Source organism: Pseudomonas sp. AC247 (assembly GCF_979258015.1).
Genome location: NZ_OZ409829.1, coordinates 3,027,849 through 3,050,492, shown reverse-complemented (window position 1 = coordinate 3,050,492; position 22,644 = coordinate 3,027,849). Strand labels below are relative to the sequence as shown.

Sequence of the window (22,644 nt, the reverse complement as noted above, 5' to 3'; positions counted from 1 at the left end):
AGCATTGATATGCAGCGAATCCTGATTGAAACCCTGACGGCGATCATCGTCGACCTGCCGACCATTCGCCCGCACAAACTGGCGATGCACACGATGCAAAAGCAGACGCTGGTGATCCTGCGCCTGCGCTGCAGCGATGGAGTCGAAGGCATCGGTGAAGCCACCACCATCGGCGGCCTTGCCTACGGTTACGAAAGCCCGGAGAGCATCAAGGCCAACATTGATGCGCACCTCGCGCCAGCGTTGGTCGGCATGGACGCCAACAACATCAACGCGGCGATGCAGCGGCTCGACAAGCTCGCCAAGGGCAACACCTTCGCCAAATCCGGCATCGAAAGCGCGCTGCTCGACGCCCAGGGCAAACGCCTCGGTTTGCCCGTCAGCGAACTGCTCGGCGGCCGCGTGCGCGACAGCCTGGAAGTGGCCTGGACCCTGGCCAGCGGCGACACCGCCCGCGACATTGCCGAGGCCGAACAGATGCTCGAAGCGCGGCGTCATCGCATCTTCAAATTGAAGATCGGCGCCAACCCGCTGGAGCAGGATCTCAAGCACGTCGTGGCGATCAAAAAAGCTCTGGGCGAGCGCGCCAGTGTGCGGGTTGACGTCAACCAGTATTGGGATGAGTCCCAGGCGATTCGTGGCTGCCAGGTATTGGGCGACAACGGCATTGACCTGATTGAACAGCCGATCTCGCGGGTCAACCGCTCGGGGCAAATTCGCCTGAATCAGCGCAGCCCGGCGCCGATCATGGCCGATGAATCAATTGAAAGTGTCGAGGATGCTTTCAGCCTCGCCGCTGACGGCGCCGCCAGCGTGTTCGCCCTGAAAATCGCCAAGAACGGTGGCCCCCGCGCCGTGCTCAGAACCGCGCAAATCGCCGAGGCCGCCGGCATCGCGCTGTACGGCGGCACCATGCTCGAAGGCTCCGTCGGCACGCTGGCCTCGGCCCACGCCTTCCTCACGCTCAAGCAATTGACTTGGGACACCGAGCTGTTCGGGCCGCTGCTGCTGACCGAAGACATCGTCGCCGAAAGGCCCGAGTACCGCGATTTTCATCTGCACATCCCGCACACACCGGGCCTCGGCCTGACCCTGGACGAACAACGTCTGGCGCGTTTTCGCCGCCATTGAGCCGCTGACCACTAGAGGAGAGCCACCATGCTGTTCCACGTAAAAATGACCGTGAAATTGCCCATCGACATGGACCCCGCCGTCGCCACTCGACTCAAGGCGGACGAGAAAGAATTGGCGCAGCGGCTGCAACGCGAAGGCCAATGGCGCCACCTGTGGCGCATCGCCGGGCACTACGCCAATTACAGCGTGTTCGATGTGCCCAGCGTCGAAGCGCTGCACGACACGCTGATGCAATTACCGTTGTTCCCGTACATGGACATCGAAATCGACGGCCTCTGCCGCCATCCGTCGTCGATCCACGCCGACGACCGCTGAAACAACCCAACCCCCTGTAGGAGTGAGCCTGCTCGCGATTGCGGTGATGTATTCAACATCAATGGCGACTGACAGCCCGCGATCGCGAGCAGGCTCACTCCTACAAGGGAATGGGGTGGTTTGAAGAACTGCGTTCACACAACAACAAGATGAGGTAAGCCACCATGACCGTGAAAATTGCCCACACCCCCGAGTTGCAAAAATTCTTCGCCGAAGCCGCCGGTTTCACCAACGACGACGGCAGCTCGCGCTTGAAAAACATCGTCCTGCGCGTGCTGCAGGACAGCGCGAAAATCATCGAAGACCTGGACATCAGCGAGAACGAATTCTGGAAAGCCGTCGACTACCTCAATCGTCTGGGTGGCCGCTCGGAAGCCGGGTTGCTGGTCGCCGGGCTCGGCATCGAGCATTTCCTTGATCTGCTGCAGGACGCCAAAGACGCGCAGATCGGCTTGACCGGCGGCACCCCCCGTACCATCGAAGGCCCGCTGTACGTGGCCGGCGCGCCACTGTTCGAGGGTGAGTGCCGGATGGATGACGGCAGTGAGGAGGGCGTCGCCACGCGGATGCTGCTTGAGGGCCAGGTGTTCGATCCTCACGGCCAACCGCTGGCCGGCGCCACCGTTGACCTGTGGCACGCCAACACGCGAGGCACCTATTCGTTCTTCGACCCGAGTCAGTCCGCGTACAACCTGCGCCGGCGCATCATCACCGACCCCGAGGGCCGCTATCGGGTGCGCAGCATCGTGCCGTCCGGTTACGGCTGCGACCCGCAGGGCCCGACGCAGGAATGCCTGAACCTGCTCGGCCGTCACGGCCAGCGCCCGGCGCACGTGCACTTTTTCATCAGCGCGCCGGGGCATCGGCACCTCACCACGCAGATCAACCTGTCGGGCGATCAATACTTGTGGGATGACTTTGCCTACGCCACCCGTGAAGGCCTGGTCGGCGAAGTCGTCTTCCATGAAAGCGAAACCTCGGGACGCCACGCCGAACTCACGTTCGACTTCCAGCTGCAAGCAGCGCCGGACGCCAGCGCCGAACAGCGCAGCCAACGCCCGCGCGCCTGACCCCCCACTGTAGGAGCTGCCGCAGGCTGCGATCTTTTGATCTTGTTTCTAAAAAACCAACATCAAAAGATCGCAGCCTGCGGCAGCTCCTACCGGGATTGGCCTAAGGTAATGCGAAAAAGGTATTGGATCGGTGTTTTTAAGATCGTTTAGTTTTGTCTGCGACGACGAATCAACGCATCAAACCGATAGACCCCCGATTGCCATGACGGCACACGCTGAATCGATCAAAGGTTCTTCAGGTTTGATTCACACGGGAGTGAATCATGCCGCATACCTTGGATATCACCGCTCTGCCAACGCTGGACCTGTCCCTGTTCGAAGGGACCGCGCAACAGCGTTACCAATTTCTTGAAAACCTGCGCCACGCCGCCCGTGACGTCGGCTTCTTCTATCTCACCGGCCACGGCATCGACAGCGCATTGCTCCAGCAAGTGCAGGCGCATGCGCGGCAATTCTTTGCCTTGCCCGACAGCGAGAAAATCGCCGTCGGCATGATCAATTCGCCGCACTTTCGCGGCTACAACCGAGCCGCCTCCGAGATCACTCGCGGTCAACCCGATCAGCGTGAACAGTTTGATCTGGGTGCCGAACGCGAGGCGCTGCCGCTGAACGCGGACAGCCCGCTGTGGGCGCGATTGCAAGGCCCCAACCAATGGCCGGCGGCACTCCCCGAACTGAAACCCTTGCTGCTTGAATGGCAGCAAGCGATGACGCGCATGTCATTGCGCTTGCTGCGTGCTTTCGCTCAGGCGCTGTCGTTGCGCGCCGATGCCTTCGACCAGCTCTACGGCGACCAACCCAACGAGCACATCAAGCTGATGCGCTATCCCGGCCAGGCAAATGCTGCGAGCCAGCAGGGCGTCGGCGCGCACAAGGATTCGGGGTTCCTCAGCTTCTTGCTGCAAGACCAGCAGGCCGGGCTGCAAGTCGAGGTCGAAGAGGGCCGCTGGATCGACGCGCTGCCGCGTGAAAACACCCTGGTGGTGAACATCGGCGAACTGCTCGAACTGGCCTCCAACGGTTATCTGCGCGCCACCGTGCATCGCGTGGTATCGCCGCCGGAAGGCAGTGAGCGCCTGTCGATTGCGTTCTTTCTCGGGGCGCAACTCGATGCGGTGGTGCCGCTGTATCCGTTGCCGACGTTGCTGCTGCGCGAGGCACGCGGGCCGGCCAGTGACCCGCTCAATCCGCTGTTCCGCGATGTTGGCTGGAACTACCTCAAGGGGCGCCTGCGCTCGCACCCGGATGTCGCGCAACGCTTTTACGCCGATGCACTGCTGCCGCCATTACCTGTTCGTAAAACCGCCTGATTCATCCATCGCTCAAGGACTTTGCACATGATTAAAAAAGCAGGTTTGACCCTGGCCGTCCTCGGCGCGCTGGTGACGTCGTTCGGGGCGCAGGCGCTGGAACCGCTGCGCGTGGCGGCCGACCCGGTGCCTCACGCGCAGATCCTCGCGTACATCCAGAAAATCGATCCGCAACTCAACCTCAAAGTCATCGAAATCCCCAACGGCGTGAACTCCAACGAGCTGCTGGTACACGGCGATGTCGACGCCAATTACTTTCAACACCTGCCGTACCTGAAGTCTCAGGAACAAGCCCTCGGCGAAAAACTCGCGGTGGCGGCCACGGTGCATATCGAACCGCTGGGTATCTATTCCCGCCGGCACAAAAGCTTCGCCGACGTGCCGGTCAAAGGCACCGTCGCCGTGCCCAATAACGTCACTAATCTGAGCCGCGCCTTGTACCTGTTGCAGGACAACGGACTGATCAAACTCAAACCCGGTTTCAACGACCCGGCCGCCGATCAGGCAACGCCCAAGGACATCGCCGAGAACCCGAAACAACTGAAAATTCTCGAAATCGAATCACCGCAGATTCCGCGCTCGCTGGACGACGTCGATCTGGCGGTGATCAACGGCAACTACGCGCTGGACGCCGGCCTGGTGCCCGCCAAGGACGCATTGGGTCTGGAGAAAGCCGAGCACAATCCTTACGCGAATATTCTGGTGACCACGCCCAAGCTCGAACACGACCCGCGCATTGCGCAACTGGCCAAGGACCTGACCTCGCCCGAGGTCGCCAAATACATCACCGACAACTTCGCCGGCTCGGTAATCCCGGTGGCGGGCGGCAAGCCATGATCGCCGTCGAGCAGGTGAGCAAGACGTACCCGTCGGCCACGCAGCCGGCGCTGGATCAGGTCTCGCTGAGCATTCCCGATGGTGCGGTCTACGGGATTCTCGGGCGTAGCGGGGCGGGCAAGTCGACGCTGCTGCGTTGCCTCAACCTGCTCGAACGCCCGGACAGCGGCAAGATCCTGATTGACGGGGTGGACCTGCTGGCGCTGTCCGAGCGCGAATTGCGCGAGCAACGCCAACGCATCGGCATGATTTTCCAGGGCTTCAATCTGCTGCACTCGCGCAACGTCTTCGACAACATTGCGGTGCCGCTGGAGATCGCCAATGTCGGCAAACCGTGGCGCCATGTGCGGGTTCGCGAGCTGCTGGAACTGGTCGGCCTGAGTGACAAGGCACAAGCCTTTCCCTCGCAATTGTCCGGCGGGCAAAAGCAGCGGGTGGGCATCGCCCGCGCTTTGGCAGCGGAGCCGGCGTATCTACTGTCGGACGAAGCCACCAGCGCCCTCGACCCGGAAACCACCGAGTCGATTCTGCAATTGCTGCGCGACATCAATCGGCAGTTGGGCCTGACCATCGTGCTGATCACCCACGAACTCGACGTGGTCAAGTCGATCTGCGACCACGCAGCGTTCATGGCCAACGGCCGGTTGGTCGAGGCCGGGCCGGTGCCACGGCTGCTGGCCGATCCACAGTCGGCGCTCGGCAGTTCCTTACGGCCGACCTGCGGACTGCCGCTGGGCCATGACGCGCCGGGCCTGACCTTCCTCAAGCAGTACGGCGTAAGGGCGGCGCAGTCATGAACCGCACGATCAATTGGGATGAAATCCTGCAACTGGTGTTCAACGCCACCGGTGAAACCCTGTACATGGTCCTGCTCGCGGGGCTGTTCACCCTGCTGATCGGCTTACCGCTGGGTGTGCTGCTGTTTATCAGTCGCCGCGACGGATTGCGACCGATGCCGCGTTTCAATGCGGCGCTCAGCAGTCTGGTCAATCTCGGCCGCTCGCTGCCATTCGTGGTGATGCTGATTGCGTTGATTCCGCTGACCCGTCTGGTCGTTGGTACCACGCTGGGGAGCACCGCAGCGGTGGTGCCGATCACCATCGGTGCGTTTCCGTTTTTCGCGCGCATCGTCGAAAACGCCCTGGACGAAGTCGACAAGGGCCGCATCGAAGCGATCCTCGCCATGGGCGGCGACATTCGCCACGTGATTTTCAAAGTGCTGTTGCCCGAAGCGCTGCCGGCATTGCTCGCGGGGATCACTCTGACGCTGGTGATGCTGATCGGTTTTTCGTCGATGGCCGGGGTCATCGGCGGCGGTGGACTGGGCGATCTGGCGATCCGTTATGGCTATCAGCGTTTCAACAATGAAGTGATGGTCGCCACCGTCGTGGTGTTGGTCATTCTCGTTCAAGGCGTGCAAAGCCTGGGCGATCGGCTCGTGCGTTCGCTGGCTCATCGCCGCTAAGGAATTTTATGAGTGGACCTGTCGCCGTGGCACCTGAGCCGCTGATTCGGGTACGTGAGCTGAGCAAGACCTTTGGTTCGAACCGGGCACTGGAGCGGGTCAGCCTGGAAATTTATCCGGCTGAAGTGGTGGCGTTGCTGGGCGCCAATGGCGCGGGCAAATCGACGTTGGTGAAAATTCTCGCCGGCAGCCAACTTGCTGATACTGGCGCAATCTTCGTTGAGGGGCAGCCGCGACTGTTCAGTTCGCCGCTGTCTGCACGGCGGGTCGGGATTGTCGCGGTGCACCAGCAGATCAACGACGGTATCGCTCCGGGATTGAGCGTTGCCGAGAATTTGCTGCTCGATGAATTGTGCCAGCCGGAAGCTGACTTCTGGCTCAATCGCCGGCGTCTGCTGGAACGTGCCGGTCACATCGCTGCCGGGCTCGGCCTGACGTTGCCGTTGGAGCAACCCATTGAACATCTCGGTCAGGCCGAACGGCAACTGGTGGTGCTCGCTCGGGCGTTCGCCCTGCAACCGCGCTTGCTGATTCTCGATGAACCGACGGCGGCGTTATCCGATGCCGAAGCGCAGCGCCTGTTTGGCTTGATCGACACGTTGCGCAGCCGTGGCGTGGCGATTCTGTACATCTCGCATCGGCTGTCGGACCTGCAACGGGTGGCGGATCGCGCAATCGTGCTGCGCGATGGTCGACTGGCCGGTGAGTTCAGCGCCCGGCAGTTGCCGGAGGCGGTTGAGGCGATGCTCGGGCAGGCGCTGGGCGAGCACGTTTACCGTCCGCGCGTGGCCGGACCTGCGGTGCTGCAGATGCGCGGGATACAGGTTATGCCGCGCGCGCAAGCGTTCGACTTGACGCTCCACGAAAACGAAGTGGTGGTGCTCACCGGTTTGCTCGGCGCCGGTAAAAGCGAGATTGCCGAGGTGCTGTTCGGCCTGCGCAACGCGGCGGCGGGCCACCTGCGGTTGGGCGGTGTCGAGTGGCAACCCGGATCGCCGCGCGAGGCGATTCGCAGCGGGGTGTTCTTCGCCGCCGAAGACCGCGCCAGTCAATCACTGGTGGCGGATTTCTCGCTGCGGTGCACCCTGACGTTGCCGTTTCTGGAGCGCTTCACCCGTGGCGGTTTCATTCGCAACCGCGCCGAGGCCGCAGCGGTTGAAGCGCAGGTTGCCGCGCTGGGGATCAAGACCGCCGGCATCGACGTACCGATGAGTGCGTTGTCCGGTGGCAATCAGCAGAAAGTCGTGCTTGGCCGCTGGCTGCTCGGCGAGGGGCGGGTGCTGATCCTCGATGAACCATTCCAGGGCGTCGATGTGCGCGCCCGCCGCGAAATCGGCCAACTGCTGCGCGACAGCGCCCAGGGCCGGGCGACGCTGGTGATTTGTGCTGATGTCGACGAGGCCCTGGAAATCGCTGATCGCATCCTCCTGGTGCGCGATCACGCGGTGGTCGCCGAGTACCCGCGCGCCGAGCTGAACCGCGCCGATCTGGTGGCCGCACTGGCCGGCACCGAGGTAAACCAACATTCCCTTCATGCCGCGCCAAGGAGCAGAGCGAGTGCCTGATTCCAATTCACTGTTGTCCACTCCACCGGCCTTCGCCGAGCGCTGGCTGCACGCGCTGATTCGCTATGGCCTGTTGTGGTTGCTGGCGCTGATCGTGGTGTTTTTCAGCGTTGCCGAGCCGGCGTTTCTGCGCGTCGGCAATCTGTTCAGCATCCTCCAGTCGGTGTCGATTGTGGCGTTGCTGGCGCTCGGTGTGACGCTGACCATGGCGGTCGGCGGCCTTGATCTGTCGATCGGCGCGGTGGCCGCCATGAGCCTGATGATCGCCAGTTACGTGATGGTGGTGCTCGGTTGGGGCGCGGTGCCGGCGGTGTTGATCAGCCTTGCGGGCGGTGCGCTGGTGGGGCTGCTCAACGGCTGGCTGATCGTCAAATTACGCGTGCCGGACATTCTCGCGACGCTGGGCAGCATGTTCCTGGTGATTGGCGTGCAGTTGATTCCCACCGGCGGGCGCTCGATTGCCGTGGGCATGACCCTGCCCAATGGCGAAGAAACCGAAGGTACGTTCAGCGCGGCGTTTCTCGCGTTGGGGCGCGCACGCTTGTGGGAGGTGGTGCCGATCCCGGTGTTGATTGCAGCGGTGGTCGCGATAGCGGTGTGGCTGTTTCTGGAGCGTACGCGCGTTGGGCGGCTGTTTTATGCCATCGGCGGCAACGAGCAGGCGGCGCGATTGGCCGGTGCGCCGGTGCAGCGCTTCAAACTGCTGGCGTACGTGCTGTCGTCGCTGCTGGCGTCGCTCGGTGGATTGTTGCTTGCGGCGCGCCTGGGACGCGGCGACGTCAGTTCCGGCAATGGTCTGGTGCTGGATGCCCTCGGCGCTGCGCTGATCGGTTTTGCCGTGCTCGGCGCGAAGAAGCCCAACGCCTTTGGCACGCTGATCGGTGCGCTGCTGGTGGCGGCGCTGCTCAACGGCCTGACCATGCTCAACGCGCCGTACTACGCGCAGGATTTCGTCAAGGGACTGGTGCTGGTGCTGGCCCTGATGTTCACTTTCGGCCTCGCGCATCGGGCGCGTTGAGCCGTTTTCATTCAAGGAAGTTGTATGCACGGTTCAATCAGACAGTTCGCCCGCCATTGCCTCGCCACCGCGTTGCTGTCGACGCTGGCGGTACACGCGCAGGCCAAGGCATTGCCCGGCGCACCGGCACCGTTCGATAAGGGGCAGGTGCAAATTGCGTTGGTGGGGTATTTGTTCTCCGGGGATTTTCCCGAAGCGTATTTGCGCGGCGTCGAGAAGCAGACCGAAGCGCTCGGTGCCAACCTGCGGGTGTTCGATGCGCGGCAACAGGCGGCGAGTCAGGGCGAGATGATCGATCAGGCGACTGACTTGGGCGTGGACGGGATCATCGTGCAACTGGGGCTGGCGGAAACCTTGAAAGGGCCGATTGACCGGGCGCTCGCCAAGGGCATCAAAGTCGTCGCCTTCGATGTCGACCTGAACACGCCGCAAGTCACTCAGGTCGAACAGGATCACCACGCGCTGGCGCGTCTGGCGCTCGACCAAGCGGTGAAAGACAACGGCACGCGCTTCGACGCCGGCTACGTGTACATCAGCGGTTTCACCCCGATGGAGCGACGTGATGAAATCTGGAGTCAGGTGAAAAAAGCCAATCCGGGGATCATCGAGAAAGCGCGTTTCGGCACGCTCAATCCGCCGATTGCCAACTCGGTGGCGGATCAGGCCAGCGCTGTGTTGCGCGCCAATCCGGGGATCAGCGTGATCTTTGCGCCGTTCGACGAATTTGCCAAAGGCGCGAAGATCGCTGTCGACGAAGCCGGATTGGCCAGCAAGGTGAAAATCTACAGCGCCGACATTTCCACCGCCGACATCCAGATCATGAAAGAGCCGGACAGCGCCTGGGCGGCGACGGCGGCGGTCAACCCGCAAGTGGCCGGGGCGATCAGCGTGCGCAGTCTGGCGATGTTGATTGCCGGGGAAAATCCGGGGCACCAGGTGCTGGTGCCACCGACGCTGATCACCCGCCAGCAGTTGCTCGACCTGGACGTGAAGAACGTCCGTGACCTGGCGCAGAAACTGCCGGCGTTTGGCGACACCGCCAACGTTGCGCGGGCGGCGTGGATACCGGTCGCCAACTGACCGTCAGCGGCCATCAACGCGCAGGCGTTGATGGTGTTTATTGCGCGCCGAACATCGCTGTCCAGTAAATGCCCGCATCGCTTTTCGGGTCGGTCGCGTAGGCTGCGCCGAGCTCCTTGTATTGCGGGTTCATCAGGTTGGCGCAATGGCCGGGACTGGCGATCCAGCCATCGACCACTTTGCGCACGGTGTCCTGGCCGGCGGCGATGTTCTCGCCAACCAATTGCCCGCTGTAACCGGCGAGTTCGGCGCGATCGCCCGGGGTGCGGCCGTCGCGGTCCTTGTGGTCGAGATAGTTTTTATTGGCCATGTCACGGCTGTGATCCTGGGCGACGCTGCCCAGCGTTGCGTTCCAGGCCAGCGGTGCCGCCGCAGCGAACGCCTGACCCCCGCATTGCCGTGGCTGGCTGCGCGCCGTGTTGAGTTGCTCGAGCAGTTTTTGCCCTTCGGCCTGCGCATCGCCGAGCCTGGCCGACAGCAGCGGCCGCGCCAGGACGATGCGCCAGTCGCGGTCGGCGCGGCTGACGCCGATGTCGACAAACTGCGGATCAAGCACCACCTGACAGAAACTCTCCTGAATCGCCTGCATTGCCGACGCCGCATCGCGCGGACCGTTGAGCGTGATCGCTTGCACGTTGACCATCGGGTAACTGGCGCGGGCCATGGCTTGTTGCAGGTCGACGGCGCCGCTGGCAGGCAGGATCAATCGTGGGTCGGCGGCCAGCGGTGGCAATTCGCTGGAGGCCTGCGAGCCACAACGCTGCGGCTGGCTGCGGTAGCTGTTGATTGACTCGACCAGTTGCGATTCATCGGTGGCCATGGCCATGGCCGAGGCTGCGGACGCCAAGCCTGCGGACAACGCGACAAAGCGCAAAACGGATGGCATGAAGCGCATGGAAATCTCCCTTGGGCTGAATGCGCCCATGATGCGCGAAACGCCCCCGGTGGGCGCAATGTCTTTTTCTTCATTCGGCGCTTTTTTCACTGGAACAATACGCCCGAATTTGCCGTCTACACTCTGCGAAGAGCCCGCAAACCGGGCTTCTCACCCACGCAACACCTTGCCCGACACGGGCGCTGCCGGAAGAACTGACATGGGATTGAAAGGCTTGGCGGGTTGTCTCGTATTTACCTTGTTGGCCAGTGCGGCATGGGCCACCGATCAGGCGCCGATCAAGGCGAAGGCGGAAGAAAAAGCCCAGGTGCTGGAGGAGAAAGCCGCCGACAAAGTCAGCGCGGCACCGGCGCCAAAATCCGAAGCAATCACGCCGACCGAAGCGCAAGCGGTGGACCCGGCAGGCGCGGCGCCGCTGGATGACCCGCTCACGTGCCTGGCGCGTAGTATCTACTGGGAGGCGAAGGGCAAGAACACACCGGAAATGGAAGCCGTGGCCAATGTGGTCATGAATCGTCTCGGCCACGAGGGGTTTCCTGACACGGTGTGCGCCGTGGTCAAACAGGGCTCGGAGACCAAAAGCTGCCAGTTTTCCTGGTGGTGCGATGGCAAGCCGGATCAGGTCAAGGAAGATTCCGAGTACGCGCTGGCCAAGGAAATTGCCGGCAAGGCGCTCAACCGTCAGTTGCCCGATCGCACCCGTGGCGCGCTGTATTTCCATGACCGCAACGTGCATCCGAGTTGGGCCAAGGAGTACCGCAAGACCGCCGAAACCGGCAAGTTCCTCTTCTATAAACCGGCGGGCGGCGATGCGCGCTAGGCGCACACCTGGCGCAGGCAATCGCGCAACCAACGATGCGCCGGATCGGCATCCATACGCGGATGCCAGAGCATGGAGACGTTGATCGGCGGCATGTCGAAGGGCAGTGTGAAACTGTGCAGGCCCGTGCGCAGTTTGCCGGTGTGACGGTTGGGGACGGTGGCGATCAGGTCTGACTCGCGGACCAGCGTCAGCGCCGCCGAAAATCCGCCGAATGAAGTGACGATGTCTCGCGTCAGCCCCACGGCGAGTAACGCTTCGTCGACCGGGCCGCTGCTGCGTCCACGGCGTGAGATCAGAATGTGCTGGCCTGAAGCAAAACGTTTTGCGCTGATTTTGCCCTTGCTCAAGGGGTGCCCCTCGCGCACCACACCGATCCACTGATCCTGAAAAAGCAGGCGGCTGTGCAGCGTCGGGTCGGTGCTGTCGTCGACCACGCCGGTCTCCAGATCAACCCGACCTTCGCGCAGCGGCGTGCTGTCCTTGTCGGCTTTCTGCACGAAGCGCAGGCGTACGCCGGGCGCTTCTTCGGCAATGCGGGCGAGCAGGGCGGCGGCAAAGGTTTCGACAAAACCATCGGTGTTGCGCAAGGTGAAGGTGCGTCGTAACTGGCCAGGGTCGAGGATCTCGGCGGGGCGCAACACCGCTTCGGCCTCCTGCACCAGTTGCCCGACCCGTTCACGCAACGCCAGCGCGCGCGGCGTCGGCACCAGCCCGCGCCCGGCGCGCACCAACAGCGGATCCCCGGTGGTCTCGCGCAAACGGGCGAGCGCCCTACTCATGGCCGACGGGCTCAGCCGCAGGCATTTGGCGGCGCGGGCAACGCTGCCTTCGCGTAGCAGCACATCGAGGGTGATCAGCAGGTTCAGATCCGGGGTGGACATGACATGGCGTTCCATGCAGGTATTGAGTGCAAAGCATGCGTCTTGCGCCTGCTATTGTCGAGGCTCAGGCTAAGGCGCATGTCCTTTGCCCTGTGAGCAGCCCATGCCCCGAGAACCCTTGAGCACGACGGCCCGTTGGGCGTTGACCAGCCTGGCCCTGTCGATGCTGATGCCGTCGCTGGACACCAGCATCGCCAATGCCGGGTTGCCGATACTGGCGACGGCGTTTGATGCGACGTTTCAACAGGTGCAGTGGATTGTCCTGGCGTATCTGCTGGCGATCACCACGTTGATCGTCAGTGTCGGGCGTCTGGGTGACAGCTTCGGTCGGCGGCGATTGCTGTTGATCGGCATTGGCATTTTTACGGCGGCTTCATTGTGCTGTGCGCTGTCACCGGGGCTTGGCTGGCTGATCGGCGCGCGCGCAGTGCAAGGGCTTGGCGCGGCAATCATGTTTGCCCTGACGGTCGCGCTGGTGGCCGATGCAGTACCGAAAGCGCGGGCGGGGAGTGCCATGGGTTTGTTGGCGACGATGTCAGCAACGGGCACCACGCTCGGGCCATCGTTGGGCGGATTGTTGATGGCCTCTGTGGGTTGGCAGGCGATTTTTCTCCTCAATGTGCCGCTGGGTTTGCTCAATGTATGGCTGGTGTACCGCTTTCTGCCGGCGGACCGTGCATCGGGGCCGCGTGTGCCATTCGATTATTCTGGCAGCGCGGTGTTGATGCTGACGCTGGCGGCCTATGCGCTGGCAATGACGCTTGAAGGCTTGATGTGGCCGCTGCTGCTGGCCAGCCTGTGCGGCGCGGGGGTATTTATCCTGGTCGAGATGAAGGCCCAATCGCCGCTGATTCGCTTGTCACTGTTCAGCGACGCGCGACTGAGCAGCAGTCTGGCGCTGACGTTGCTGGTGACGACGGTGATGATGACCACGCTGGTGGTCGGGCCGTTTTACCTGCACCGAGGTCTGGGCCTCAGCAGCACCATGGTCGGCGTGACGTTGTCGGTCGGGCCGCTGTTGTCAGCGCTGAGCGGAGTTCCAGCTGGACGTCTGGTCGATCGTTTCGGCGCACAACGAATCGTCCCGGGCGCATTGTTGGGCATGGCTTGCGGCTGCGCTTTGCTGGCGCTCCTGCCCATGAGTCTTGGACTGCCCGCGTATGTGCTGCCGATCATGCTGATCGCGGCCGGTTACGCGTTGTTCCAGGCAGCCAACAATACCGGGTTGATGGCCGGGGTCAGCCAGGATCAGCGTGGCGTGGTCTCGGCGATGCTCGGGCTGGCGCGCAACCTGGGCTTGATCACCGGGGCGGCGGTGATGGGCGCGGTGTTTGCGCTGGCGGCGGGGGATCCGACGCAGGCGCCTGCAACGGCGATCGCCAGCGGCCTGCACACCACCTTCGGCGTTGCCACAGCGCTGATGCTGCTAACCCTGATCATCAGCCGAGTGCAAGCCACCACCCGCGATAGCGTCAACACAGCCCAACCCCTGTAGGAGCTGTGGCACGCTGCGATCTTTTGATCTTGATCTTAAAAACGAAGATCAAAAGATCGCAGCGTGCCGCAGCTCCTACAGGGAGGGGGGTGTTTGATGGCGGGCGGGGAAGAAGAGTTCGAAGCAGGTTTCGCCGTTTTGGCTGCTGGCGCTGTAGCGGCCCTGATGCAGTTGCATGATGGTGGCGACGATCGACAGGCCCAGACCGTTGGATTGCGCCGAGCGCTCGCGGGATTGGTCGACGCGATAGAAGCGTTCGAACAAGCGCGACAGATGCTCCGCCGGGATCGTTGTGCCATGGTTTAGCACGCGCAGATAGCTGCCGTCGGCCGCGGCAATCGCCTCCACCCGGACCGTCGAATCCGCCGCACCGTACTTGATTGCATTCGCGCACAGGTTGGCCAGTGCCCGGCGCAACAACATCGGTTCGGCCCAGATCACACCGCTGCCATGCGCCTCGATGCACACCCCGACATCGGCGGCGAGCCCTTCGAAATAATCGGCGATGCGCTGCATCTCATCTGCCGCATCCAGTTCCTGGCGCTGGCTCAGCGCGCTCGCTGGATCGGTGCGCGCCAGAAACAGCATGTTGTCGAGCATCCGGGTCAGGCGTTCAAGCTCTTCGACATTCGAGGCGAGCAACTGCTGATAGGCCTCGACGCTACGCTGCTGGTGCAGGGCCACCTGGGTTTCGCCGAGCAGGTTGTTGATCGGCGTGCGCAGTTCGTGAGCCATGTCGGTCGACACCTGGCTCAACTGCGCAAAGCCTTTGCCGAGGCGATCGAGCATGGCGTTGAAGGCATTGATCATCGGCAGCACTTCATGCGGGGCGCCGTGGCTGTCGAGGCGTTCGCCGAGGTTACCGACACCGATGCCGTGAGCGTGCTCGGCCAATCGACGCAGCGGCAGCAACCCGCGATACACCAGCAGGCAACCCGTCAGCGCCAACAGCAGCGCCGCGAGGGACGCGAGGCCGTAAACACTCAGGCGATAATTGGCGAGCATCGCCGTGCGCTCACTCATCAGGCGCCCGGTGGTCACTTGCAGATTGCCCAGTTCGCCGGAATCGATGGCTGCCGCCACCGCCGAAAACGGCACACCGTTGACGTTGGGCAGGTGCTGCACGTCGTCCAACGTCATTGTGTGGTTGATCGGCACGGCAGGCAGCGTCGGCATGCGCAGATTGCCGGGGTTGACCACCAGTAACGGCGGCTGCCCCGGCGCACCGATGGTCAGCAGCGCTTCGCGGTTGCCGAGCATGTTCTGGAACAGCGCCGGTTTGTTCTTGATCAGCTCAAGGGTGTTGCTGTCGTTGAGGAACGTGCGCAACTGATCGACGCGGCTGACCAGCGAGATGTCATCGCGACGAATCAACTGCTCCTCGAGCTCGCCATACAATGCTGCGCCCAGTCCCGCCAATGAGCCGAACGCGAGCAAGGCGAACACCAGCGCCAGGCGCAGTGTCAGGGAGTAGGTGCGCCCGGCGTTCATGGCTGAGTATCGAAGCGATAGCCGATACCGCGCACGCTGTGGATCAGCTTGAGTGCGAACGGATCATCGACTTTCGCTCGCAAGCGGCGCACGGCGACATCGACGACATTGGTGTCGCTGTCGAAATTCATGTCCCACACCCGCGAGGCGATCAGCGAGCGGGCCAGCACTTGCCCGCTGTGCGTGGCGAACAGCTGCAACAAAGCGAACTCTTTGTTGGTCAGGGTGATACGCACTCCGGCGCGGGTGACGCGGCGCTTGAGCACGTCGATCTGCAGATCGGCGACTTGCAGCTGCTCGTCTTCGTGAATCGGCCCGCGCCGGGTCAGGGTGCGCAGGCGTGCCACCAGCTCGGCAAAGGAAAACGGTTTGATCAGGTAATCGTCGGCGCCCAGTTCCAGGCCTTTGACGCGGTCGGCAATGTCATCGCGGGCGGTGAGGAACAGCACCGGCGTGTCGGCTTCCTTGCGCAGCCGGCGCAGGACTTCCCAGCCATCCATTTTCGGCATCATGACGTCGAGCACGATCACGTCGAAGCTGTGCTCCAGCGCCAGGTGCAGACCGTCGGCGCCATCGCGGGCCAGGCTGACGCTGTAGCCCAACTCTTGCAAACCGTTGAGCAGGTAATTGCCTGCCTTGGGTTCATCTTCGACAACCAGAATATTCATCGGGGCTCAGTCTTAATGGTCGTTGATGCAGCCGCTGCCCTGCACGTCATAGTTCAGCACATGCTCACGGCCCTGATGGTCGAGGTAGTTGAGTTGCGCCGGAATCACACCGCAGGCACTGGAAATATCGGTGCTGGACAGGACTTTGTCGACATCCAGATTGACGTAAAAGCCGGTTTTGTCATGAATCACGGCGCTGTCAGGCATGTTCGCAGCGAAAGCGGAGCCGGTGGCGAGGAGGGCGGTGAAGGCGAGCAGAAGGGTTTTCATGATCAGTCACTCAGTGGTTGGCGTTGATCGGCGTGGGTGCCGGGACAACGTCAGGCTACTGGGCGATTCGCACGGCAAACCGACAGCTGAATGACAAAGTTGTAATGAATCCCCCTGTAGGAGCTGCCGCAGGCTGCGATCTTTTGATGTTGATTGTAAAAACAAGATCAAAAGATCGCAGCGTTCCGCAGCTCCTACAGGGGGATTGGTGCTGGGTCAGCTTGCGTGGGTGTTGAGGATGCTCGCCACTTGCTGCGGCTGGCAGTTGAGGTACGGCGAGGATTTCAGCCAGCGCTGATCGGGATACCAGGAAAACATGAACTGGCCATTCTTCAGTCGGTCGATCACTTGCCTGGCAATTTGCGGACGCACCGCCGGGCAACCCTGGCTGCGACCGATGCGGCCCTGACGCTTGCTCCACAACGGGTTCACGTAACTGGCGGCATGGATGACGATGGCGCGGTCGCGGGCCATGTCATTGAAACCCGGCTCCAGGCCGTCCATGCGCAGCGAATAACCGTGGGTGCCGCTGTAGCTTTCCTGCGTGCGGAACAGGCCGAGGCTGGACTGGTAACTGCCTTCGACATTGGAAAACTGCGTAGCGAAGTTTTCCCCGGAATTGGAGCCGTGGGCGACCAGGTCGCGTAGCACCAGTTTCTTTTTGCTCAAGTCAAAGATCCACAAGCGGCGTTCGGTGGACGGCTGCGAATAGTCGATGATTGCCAGGTGACGGGACGGTTTCGCGCCGTTATTGACCGCGCACTGCATGGCGTTCAATGCACCTTTCAGCGCCTGGGGATTGAGTTCTGGCGCGGCGTGCGCGAGGCTGGTGAAGAGAACCGGCGATGGCTTGCCGGCGGCAAAAGCTGGACTGGTCACAGCGACAAGGGTCGCGGTGGTCAGCAGAAGTCGGCGCAAAAACGTCAACATTTATAAAGTGTCCTCACTTGCTACTCATTTGGCACTTTGGCTCCTGACTCCCAGTCGACCCTGCCACGCCCGAAGATCGAGCCTGACTGTTCAGCGCACCTGATGTAAGGTTGACCGTCATCAAGACGGCCATGGATTGGAGTAAAGCAGTTGTTCAAAAAGTACGCATGCTACTTGAGCATTTGTTTGCTCGCAGCGCCGTTTGTCGCTTGCGCCGAGGAGTCGCTGCCACCGCTGCAGACACTGCCGACGCCAGCGGCGCAAATGCCCGTCGAGCCGCAGAGTCCGCTGCAGGCCGTTTTGCTCAGTCTGCCGCAGGCGTGCCCGGCGGTTGCCGCGCATCTCAATGGCCCGGCGCTGGTGCAGATGCAGGCGTTCTATGAGCAGCAGGACTGGATGCCGGTGTGGGCGCGCGAGTCCGGACGATTGCAGGCTTTGCAAGGGCAATTGCAGCTGTTGGCCGACGATGGCCTCAACCCGAAACGCTATTCGGTGGCGGCAGTGCCTCCACAGGATGGCGAATTGTGCGCCGACATCGACATCAGTCACTACTACTTGCAAGCCCTGCAGGATCTGCATTACGGCCGTCTGTTGCAGTCACATTTCGAGCCGCTGTGGCACGCCGATGACAGCCCGCGCGACCGTCAGGCGGAATTGTTGGCCATCGCCGTACCGGGCATGCAGGACATTCCTGCGGCGTTTGATCTTGCTCGCCCGCGCCTTGCGCAATATCAGAACCTGCGCCACCTCTATGCCGCGCAACGGCTCACCGCCTTGCCGCAATGGCAATCAGTCGGCAACGGCCCGTTGTTGCGTCCGCAGATGGAAGACAAACGCGTGCCGGAACTGGCCCAGCGGCTGTTCAACGAAGGCTATCTGACCCACGCCGTCGGCACGCCCGGCAATGCCTACGAGGGTGTGCTGGTGGAGGCGGTGAAGAGTTTCCAGGCCAATCATTCGTTGCAGGCTGACGGCGTGGTCGGGCCGGGGACGATTGCCGAACTGAACATCAGCCCGCTGACTCGGCGCGAGCAATTGCGCGTCAACCTTGAGCGGTTCCGCTGGATGGCTCAGGACATGGAACCCGATGGTTTGCTGGTCAACGTCGCCGCCGCCGAATTGACCCTGTATCAGGGTGGCCAACCCGTTTGGCAAACCCGCACCCAGGTCGGCCGGGCCGAACGCCAGACGCCGTTACTCAAATCCCGCGTCACGCGCCTGACCCTGAACCCGACCTGGACCGTGCCGCCGACCATCTGGAAGGAAGACAAACTGCCGGCGATCCGCAAGGATCAGACCTTCCTCAGTCGCCAGAACCTGCAAGTGCTCGACGCCAACGGCCAGCCTCTGGCGGCAGCGGACATCGACTGGGACAACCCGGGCAACATCCTGTTGCGTCAGGATGCCGGGCCGCGCAACCCGCTGGGGCAAATGGTCATACGCTTCCCCAATCCGTTCTCGGTGTACCTGCATGACACGCCGAGCAAGGCACTGTTCGACAAAGGCCCACGAGCGTTCAGCTCCGGTTGCGTGCGCGTCGAACACCCGATGCAACTGCGCGACCTGCTGTTGAGCCCGGCGGAAAAGGCCCGCACCGAGACCTTGCTGGCCACCGGCACCACCCACGAGTTCCGCCTCTCGGCACCGGTGCCGATCCTGATGACTTACTGGACCGCGCAAGTTGGCGACGATGGCCACGTGCGTTACGCGCCGGACATCTACAGCCGCGACAGCGCATTGCTCGCAGGACTCGACCGCGCCCATTGATCCCAATGCAGGAGCTGCCGAAGGCTGCGATCTTTTGATTTTGTTTTTCAAGATCAAAAGATCGCAGCCTTCGGCAGCTCCTACATTGTGCGAATCGAAGGTGTGCGGTGTGATTCGGCATTGATCGGCAGCGTCTAGCCCAAGTGTCCCCGCAATCCCATGGGGCGAGACTTCGGAACCCGGCATGCAAGCGCTGTTGAACGAGATCCTTGACGCTGTTCGGCCCCTGATCGGGCAAGGCAAGGTGGCTGACTACATTCCTGCCCTCGGCACTGTGCCGGCCAATCAACTGGGCATCGCCGTGTACGGCAACGACGGCGAAATGTACTGTGCAGGCGATGCTGAAACGCCGTTTTCGGTGCAGAGTATTTCCAAGGTGTTCAGCCTGGTGCAGGCCATTGATCATTCCGGTGAAGCGATCTGGGACCGCCTCGGTCATGAGCCGTCCGGCCAGCCGTTCAACTCGCTGGTGCAACTGGAATTCGAACGCGGTCGCCCGCGCAATCCGTTCATCAATGCCGGTGCGCTGGTGATCTGCGACATCAACCAGTCACGCTTCGCCGCGCCGACCCTGTCGATGCGCGACTTCGTGCGGCGCCTGTCGGGCAATCCGCAGATCATGATCGACGGCAAAGTCGCCGACTCCGAATACCAGCACCGCGCGCGCAATGCGGCGATGGCGTATCTGATGCAGTCGTTCGGCAACTTCCACAACGACGTCGAAGCGGTGCTGCGCAGCTACTTCAGCCATTGCGCGTTGCGCATGAACTGCATCGATCTGGCCCGGGCGTTCTGCTTTCTGGCCAACGACGGCTACTGCAAACACAGCGGTGAACAGATCCTCACGCGGCGTCAGACCCAGCAAGTCAACTCGATCATGGCCACCAGCGGCCTGTACGACGAGGCGGGCAACTTCGCCTACCGCGTCGGTCTGCCGGGCAAGAGCGGTGTTGGCGGCGGAATCGTCGCGGTGGTGCCGGGGCAGTTCAGCGTGTGCGTGTGGTCACCGGAACTCAACGCCGCCGGCAACTCGCTGGCGGGGATGGCGGCGCTGGAAATGCTCAGCTCGCGGATCGGCTGGTCGGTGTTCTGAACCAATCCCCAAACCCCATAAATCCCTGTGGGAGCTGGCTTGCCAGCGATGAGGCCGGAACATCCAGCATGAGTATTGCCTGAACAGCCGCCATCGCTGGCAAGCCAGCTCCCACAAGGATCTTTAGTGTTCGAAGAGATGTATTTCATCGCGTAATCCGCTACATTTTCCGGCCGCTTCCTGCATGGTGAATCCGCTTCATGTCTCTTGCACTCGAACGTCTCGTCGCTGGCACGCCGATCCCTTTCGCCGGTAACCGCGTCACCGTGGTCAGCCCCGAACTGGCTGAGCGTTTTCAGCCCGGTGACCACCTGCTGGTCGAGCAGGTGAGTGGGGAACTGTTGCTGATTCCGGTGGCGGATCAACTCGCGGCGTCGGTCGCGATCGAGCGAGCGGTTGCGGCGTTTACGGCGTTGTCGGCGGTCTCGGACGAGGCGATCAGCCAGTTTTTCGATCTGTTCGCACAGCGCCTGGAAACCCCGCAGTGCTGGGCGCAAATCGCCGCGGTCAACCTCGCCGACATCGAGCGGGCCAAGGCGCGCGGTCGCTCCACCACGCGCCTGCTCGCCGATGAACGCATGCGCGGCGACATGATTGCCGGCCTGCGTGCCTGGCGTGATGCGGCGCCAACCCGTGGCAAGGTGATCAGCAGCGTCGAGCACGATGGCTGGAAGGTTGAGCAGGTCGTCTCGCCACTGGGCATCGTCGCGTTCGTCTTTGAGGGGCGGCCGAATGTGTTTGCCGATGCCGCCGGTGTATTGCGCACCGGCAACACGGCGGTGCTGCGCATTGGCAGCGATGCCTTGGGCACGGCGCAGGCCATCGTCACCCATGCCCTGAATCCGGCGCTGGCCGAAGCCGGTTTGCCGGATGGTGCGGTGTCGCTGGTCGAAAGCGTCAACCATGCCGCCGGTTGGGCGATGTTTGCCGATCGACGCTTGTCCCTGGCGGTGGCGCGCGGGTCGGGCCGTGCCGTCAGCCAGTTGGGCAGCATCGCGCAACAGGCGGGCACTGCCGTCAGTTTGCACGGCACCGGTGGTGCGTGGTTGATCGCTGATCGCGAGGCCGACGCTACGCGTTTTGCGGCAGTGGTGCGCAACTCGCTGGATCGCAAGGTCTGCAATACCTTGAACGTCTGCCTGATTCAGCGTGATCGGGCAGATGAGCTGGTGCCGTTGTTCCTTGATGCGCTGAAGCAGGCCGGAACCGCACGTGGCCAGGGTTGCAAACTGCACATCGTCGAAGGCAGCCAGGAATGCCTGCCGGCCGAGTGGCAGAACGCGACGGTCGAGGTTTATCGCGCCGAGGGTTATCAGACCGAAGCGCTGGCCGAACCGTTGGCGGAGTCAGCCTTGGGTCGCGAGTGGGAATGGGAGGAAACCCCGGAAGTCAGCCTGATGATCGTCGACGATCTGGATCAGGCGATTGCGCTGTTCAACCGTTACAGCCCGCAATTCACCGTGTCGCTGATCAGTGAAAATGCCGCCGTTCAGGAGCGTTTCTATAACGCGGTCAACGCGCCGTTTGTGGGCAACGGCATCACGCGTTGGGTCGATGGGCAGTACGCGCTGAACAAGCCGGAACTGGGACTTTCGAACTGGGAGAGCGGGCGGTTGTTTGCGCGCAGTGCGATTCTTTCGGGTGACGGCGTGTTCACCGTGCGTAGCCGCATGAGCCAGATCGACCTCAGCGTAAAACGCTGATACCCGACAACACAGACCCCTCACTGTAGGAGCTGCCGAAGGCTGCGATCTTTTGATCTGTTTTTTAGGGGCAAGATCAAAAGATCGCAGCCTTCGGCAGCTCCTACAGGGGTGTTTCAGGCTGCGTCGGCGCTGTTTGCGTAAACTGCACATGTCGCCGGTTGCTCCGCCAACGGCACAAACGTGCGCCGAGCCGACGACAGCGCATCGATCGATCCGGTCTCGATGTCATACACCCAGCCATGCAGGTTCAGCAGGCCTTTTTCCTGGGCCAGGCGCACGCTCGGGTGGGTCTGGATATTCGCCAGTTGCGCGATCACGTTCTCGCGCACCATCGAACTCAATTTCGCCGCGTCATTGGCGTGTGCTCGCGCTTCATTCACCACTTTCGCCGACTCGGCGTGTTGCAGCCAGCCGCTGACGGCGGGCAGGTGGTCCATGCATTTGCACTGGGCGATGGCGGTCATTGCGCCGCAATCGGAATGCCCGCAAATCACAATGTCGCTCACCCCAAGCACCGCTACCGCGTATTCAACTGTCGCTGAAACCCCGCCCGGATGCGGGCTGTAGGACGGCACGATATTGCCGGCGTTGCGGATCACGAACAGCTCGCCGGGCTCTTGTTGGGTCAACAGTTCCGGGACTACACGGCTGTCGGAACAGGTGATGAACAAGGTGCCGGGCTGTTGCGTCGTCGCCAGGTGTTTGAACAACTCGGTGCGTTGCGGGAAGGCTTCGTTCTGAAATTTCAGGAAGCCGTCGATCAGGGCTTTCATGTGCGTGTCCTCTTGCAGGGAGATCGGGAAGGCCCGCACGCGGGTGCGGGCCGGG

22 protein-coding genes are annotated in these 22,644 nt (G+C 62.3%); 15 read left to right on the top strand and 7 right to left on the bottom strand.

Annotated features, from left to right (window positions below; genetic code table 11):
* Positions 1–9 precede the first annotated feature (9 nt).
* The 10 genes from ACZZ0B_RS13940 (at position 10) to ACZZ0B_RS13895 (ending at position 9,797) form a co-directional block, all read left to right on the top strand.
* On the top strand, positions 10–1,131 hold the full coding sequence (locus ACZZ0B_RS13940) for a muconate cycloisomerase family protein (RefSeq protein ID WP_463545499.1): 1,122 nt from the start codon (positions 10–12) through the stop codon (positions 1,129–1,131).
* A gap of 27 nt (positions 1,132–1,158) precedes the next feature.
* Complete coding sequence (gene catC / locus ACZZ0B_RS13935) at positions 1,159–1,449, top strand: muconolactone Delta-isomerase (protein WP_463545498.1); 291 nt, start codon at positions 1,159–1,161, stop codon at positions 1,447–1,449.
* Positions 1,450–1,613: 164 nt separating this feature from the next.
* On the top strand, positions 1,614–2,519 hold the full coding sequence (gene catA / locus ACZZ0B_RS13930; RefSeq protein ID WP_463545497.1) for a catechol 1,2-dioxygenase: 906 nt from the start codon (positions 1,614–1,616) through the stop codon (positions 2,517–2,519).
* 266 nt (positions 2,520–2,785) lie between these two features.
* A complete protein-coding gene (locus ACZZ0B_RS13925; RefSeq protein WP_463545496.1) occupies positions 2,786–3,832 on the top strand; it encodes an isopenicillin N synthase family dioxygenase in 1,047 nt (348 codons plus the stop codon).
* A 27-nt stretch (positions 3,833–3,859) separates the two neighbouring features.
* Positions 3,860–4,669: a MetQ/NlpA family ABC transporter substrate-binding protein gene (locus ACZZ0B_RS13920; RefSeq protein WP_008081310.1), complete on the top strand. Its 810-nt coding sequence runs from the start codon at positions 3,860–3,862 to the stop codon at positions 4,667–4,669.
* Entirely contained in the window at positions 4,666–5,466 is an 801-nt protein-coding gene (locus ACZZ0B_RS13915; protein ID WP_008081308.1) for a methionine ABC transporter ATP-binding protein, read from the top strand. The genes ACZZ0B_RS13920 and ACZZ0B_RS13915 overlap by 4 nt, the downstream gene beginning before the upstream one ends.
* On the top strand, positions 5,463–6,134 hold the full coding sequence (locus tag ACZZ0B_RS13910) for a methionine ABC transporter permease (RefSeq protein ID WP_008081307.1): 672 nt from the start codon (positions 5,463–5,465) through the stop codon (positions 6,132–6,134). The genes ACZZ0B_RS13915 and ACZZ0B_RS13910 overlap by 4 nt, the downstream gene beginning before the upstream one ends.
* An 8-nt stretch (positions 6,135–6,142) precedes the next feature.
* Complete coding sequence (locus ACZZ0B_RS13905) at positions 6,143–7,699, top strand: sugar ABC transporter ATP-binding protein (RefSeq protein ID WP_463545495.1); 1,557 nt, start codon at positions 6,143–6,145, stop codon at positions 7,697–7,699.
* A complete protein-coding gene (locus ACZZ0B_RS13900; RefSeq protein ID WP_463545494.1) occupies positions 7,692–8,717 on the top strand; it encodes an ABC transporter permease in 1,026 nt (341 codons plus the stop codon). Before ACZZ0B_RS13905 ends, ACZZ0B_RS13900 begins: the two co-directional genes overlap by 8 nt.
* Before the next feature lie 24 nt (positions 8,718–8,741).
* Positions 8,742–9,797: a substrate-binding domain-containing protein gene (locus ACZZ0B_RS13895; RefSeq protein WP_463545493.1), complete on the top strand. Its 1,056-nt coding sequence runs from the start codon at positions 8,742–8,744 to the stop codon at positions 9,795–9,797.
* A gap of 37 nt (positions 9,798–9,834) precedes the next feature.
* Here the strand turns inward: ACZZ0B_RS13895 and ACZZ0B_RS13890 are convergent, their stop codons facing one another.
* Complete coding sequence (locus tag ACZZ0B_RS13890) at positions 9,835–10,692, bottom strand: CAP domain-containing protein (protein WP_463545492.1); 858 nt, start codon at positions 10,690–10,692, stop codon at positions 9,835–9,837.
* Positions 10,693–10,891: 199 nt separating this feature from the next.
* Here ACZZ0B_RS13890 and ACZZ0B_RS13885 point away from each other — a divergent pair, with 199 nt between their 5' ends.
* A complete protein-coding gene (locus ACZZ0B_RS13885) occupies positions 10,892–11,512 on the top strand; it encodes a cell wall hydrolase (protein WP_008081296.1) in 621 nt (206 codons plus the stop codon).
* On the opposite strand, the gene ACZZ0B_RS13880 is transcribed toward ACZZ0B_RS13885, so the two are convergent.
* A complete protein-coding gene (locus ACZZ0B_RS13880) occupies positions 11,509–12,396 on the bottom strand; it encodes a LysR family transcriptional regulator (protein WP_008081293.1) in 888 nt (295 codons plus the stop codon). The two genes, ACZZ0B_RS13885 and ACZZ0B_RS13880, sit on opposite strands and share 4 nt — an antisense overlap.
* Before the next feature lie 103 nt (positions 12,397–12,499).
* Here ACZZ0B_RS13880 and ACZZ0B_RS13875 point away from each other — a divergent pair, with 103 nt between their 5' ends.
* Complete coding sequence (locus tag ACZZ0B_RS13875) at positions 12,500–13,891, top strand: MFS transporter (protein ID WP_463545491.1); 1,392 nt, start codon at positions 12,500–12,502, stop codon at positions 13,889–13,891.
* 75 nt (positions 13,892–13,966) lie between these two features.
* Here the strand turns inward: ACZZ0B_RS13875 and ACZZ0B_RS13870 are convergent, their stop codons facing one another.
* The 4 genes from ACZZ0B_RS13870 to ACZZ0B_RS13855 all read right to left on the bottom strand — a co-directional run bounded on the left by ACZZ0B_RS13870 (position 13,967) and on the right by ACZZ0B_RS13855 (position 17,250).
* Positions 13,967–15,382: a heavy metal sensor histidine kinase gene (locus tag ACZZ0B_RS13870; protein ID WP_463545490.1), complete on the bottom strand. Its 1,416-nt coding sequence runs from the start codon at positions 15,380–15,382 to the stop codon at positions 13,967–13,969.
* Complete coding sequence (locus ACZZ0B_RS13865) at positions 15,379–16,050, bottom strand: heavy metal response regulator transcription factor (RefSeq protein WP_463545489.1); 672 nt, start codon at positions 16,048–16,050, stop codon at positions 15,379–15,381. Before ACZZ0B_RS13865 ends, ACZZ0B_RS13870 begins: the two co-directional genes overlap by 4 nt.
* Before the next feature lie 12 nt (positions 16,051–16,062).
* Entirely contained in the window at positions 16,063–16,320 is a 258-nt protein-coding gene (locus ACZZ0B_RS13860; protein ID WP_463545488.1) for a DUF2790 domain-containing protein, read from the bottom strand.
* 216 nt (positions 16,321–16,536) lie between these two features.
* Entirely contained in the window at positions 16,537–17,250 is a 714-nt protein-coding gene (locus ACZZ0B_RS13855; RefSeq protein ID WP_008081284.1) for a murein L,D-transpeptidase catalytic domain family protein, read from the bottom strand.
* A gap of 150 nt (positions 17,251–17,400) precedes the next feature.
* On the opposite strand from ACZZ0B_RS13855, the gene ACZZ0B_RS13850 reads away from it, so the two are divergent.
* The 3 genes from ACZZ0B_RS13850 (at position 17,401) to ACZZ0B_RS13840 (ending at position 21,813) form a co-directional block, all read left to right on the top strand.
* Entirely contained in the window at positions 17,401–19,017 is a 1,617-nt protein-coding gene (locus tag ACZZ0B_RS13850) for a L,D-transpeptidase family protein (protein ID WP_440096118.1), read from the top strand.
* A gap of 184 nt (positions 19,018–19,201) precedes the next feature.
* Positions 19,202–20,110 (top strand): glutaminase B, encoded by a 909-nt coding sequence (gene glsB, locus ACZZ0B_RS13845; protein WP_158831801.1) that lies wholly within the window; start codon positions 19,202–19,204, stop codon positions 20,108–20,110.
* A gap of 200 nt (positions 20,111–20,310) precedes the next feature.
* Positions 20,311–21,813 (top strand): aldehyde dehydrogenase family protein, encoded by a 1,503-nt coding sequence (locus tag ACZZ0B_RS13840; RefSeq protein ID WP_463545487.1) that lies wholly within the window; start codon positions 20,311–20,313, stop codon positions 21,811–21,813.
* Positions 21,814–21,929: 116 nt separating this feature from the next.
* On the opposite strand, the gene ACZZ0B_RS13835 is transcribed toward ACZZ0B_RS13840, so the two are convergent.
* On the bottom strand, positions 21,930–22,589 hold the full coding sequence (locus ACZZ0B_RS13835; RefSeq protein ID WP_463545486.1) for a carbonic anhydrase: 660 nt from the start codon (positions 22,587–22,589) through the stop codon (positions 21,930–21,932).
* Positions 22,590–22,644: the final 55 nt, after the last annotated feature.

Coding starts and splice junctions, on each gene's coding strand:
- ACZZ0B_RS13940 (WP_463545499.1), top strand. CDS start 10: ATGCAGCGAATCCTGATTGAAACCCTGACGGCGATCATCGTCGACCTG.
- catC (WP_463545498.1), top strand. CDS start 1,159: ATGCTGTTCCACGTAAAAATGACCGTGAAATTGCCCATCGACATGGAC.
- catA (WP_463545497.1), top strand. CDS start 1,614: ATGACCGTGAAAATTGCCCACACCCCCGAGTTGCAAAAATTCTTCGCC.
- ACZZ0B_RS13925 (WP_463545496.1), top strand. CDS start 2,786: ATGCCGCATACCTTGGATATCACCGCTCTGCCAACGCTGGACCTGTCC.
- ACZZ0B_RS13920 (WP_008081310.1), top strand. CDS start 3,860: ATGATTAAAAAAGCAGGTTTGACCCTGGCCGTCCTCGGCGCGCTGGTG.
- ACZZ0B_RS13915 (WP_008081308.1), top strand. CDS start 4,666: ATGATCGCCGTCGAGCAGGTGAGCAAGACGTACCCGTCGGCCACGCAG.
- ACZZ0B_RS13910 (WP_008081307.1), top strand. CDS start 5,463: ATGAACCGCACGATCAATTGGGATGAAATCCTGCAACTGGTGTTCAAC.
- ACZZ0B_RS13905 (WP_463545495.1), top strand. CDS start 6,143: ATGAGTGGACCTGTCGCCGTGGCACCTGAGCCGCTGATTCGGGTACGT.
- ACZZ0B_RS13895 (WP_463545493.1), top strand. CDS start 8,742: ATGCACGGTTCAATCAGACAGTTCGCCCGCCATTGCCTCGCCACCGCG.
- ACZZ0B_RS13890 (WP_463545492.1), bottom strand. CDS start 10,692: ATGCGCTTCATGCCATCCGTTTTGCGCTTTGTCGCGTTGTCCGCAGGC.
- ACZZ0B_RS13885 (WP_008081296.1), top strand. CDS start 10,892: ATGGGATTGAAAGGCTTGGCGGGTTGTCTCGTATTTACCTTGTTGGCC.
- ACZZ0B_RS13880 (WP_008081293.1), bottom strand. CDS start 12,396: ATGTCCACCCCGGATCTGAACCTGCTGATCACCCTCGATGTGCTGCTA.
- ACZZ0B_RS13875 (WP_463545491.1), top strand. CDS start 12,500: ATGCCCCGAGAACCCTTGAGCACGACGGCCCGTTGGGCGTTGACCAGC.
- ACZZ0B_RS13870 (WP_463545490.1), bottom strand. CDS start 15,382: ATGAACGCCGGGCGCACCTACTCCCTGACACTGCGCCTGGCGCTGGTG.
- ACZZ0B_RS13865 (WP_463545489.1), bottom strand. CDS start 16,050: ATGAATATTCTGGTTGTCGAAGATGAACCCAAGGCAGGCAATTACCTG.
- ACZZ0B_RS13860 (WP_463545488.1), bottom strand. CDS start 16,320: ATGAAAACCCTTCTGCTCGCCTTCACCGCCCTCCTCGCCACCGGCTCC.
- ACZZ0B_RS13855 (WP_008081284.1), bottom strand. CDS start 17,250: ATGTTGACGTTTTTGCGCCGACTTCTGCTGACCACCGCGACCCTTGTC.
- glsB (WP_158831801.1), top strand. CDS start 19,202: ATGCAAGCGCTGTTGAACGAGATCCTTGACGCTGTTCGGCCCCTGATC.
- ACZZ0B_RS13840 (WP_463545487.1), top strand. CDS start 20,311: ATGTCTCTTGCACTCGAACGTCTCGTCGCTGGCACGCCGATCCCTTTC.
- ACZZ0B_RS13835 (WP_463545486.1), bottom strand. CDS start 22,589: ATGAAAGCCCTGATCGACGGCTTCCTGAAATTTCAGAACGAAGCCTTC.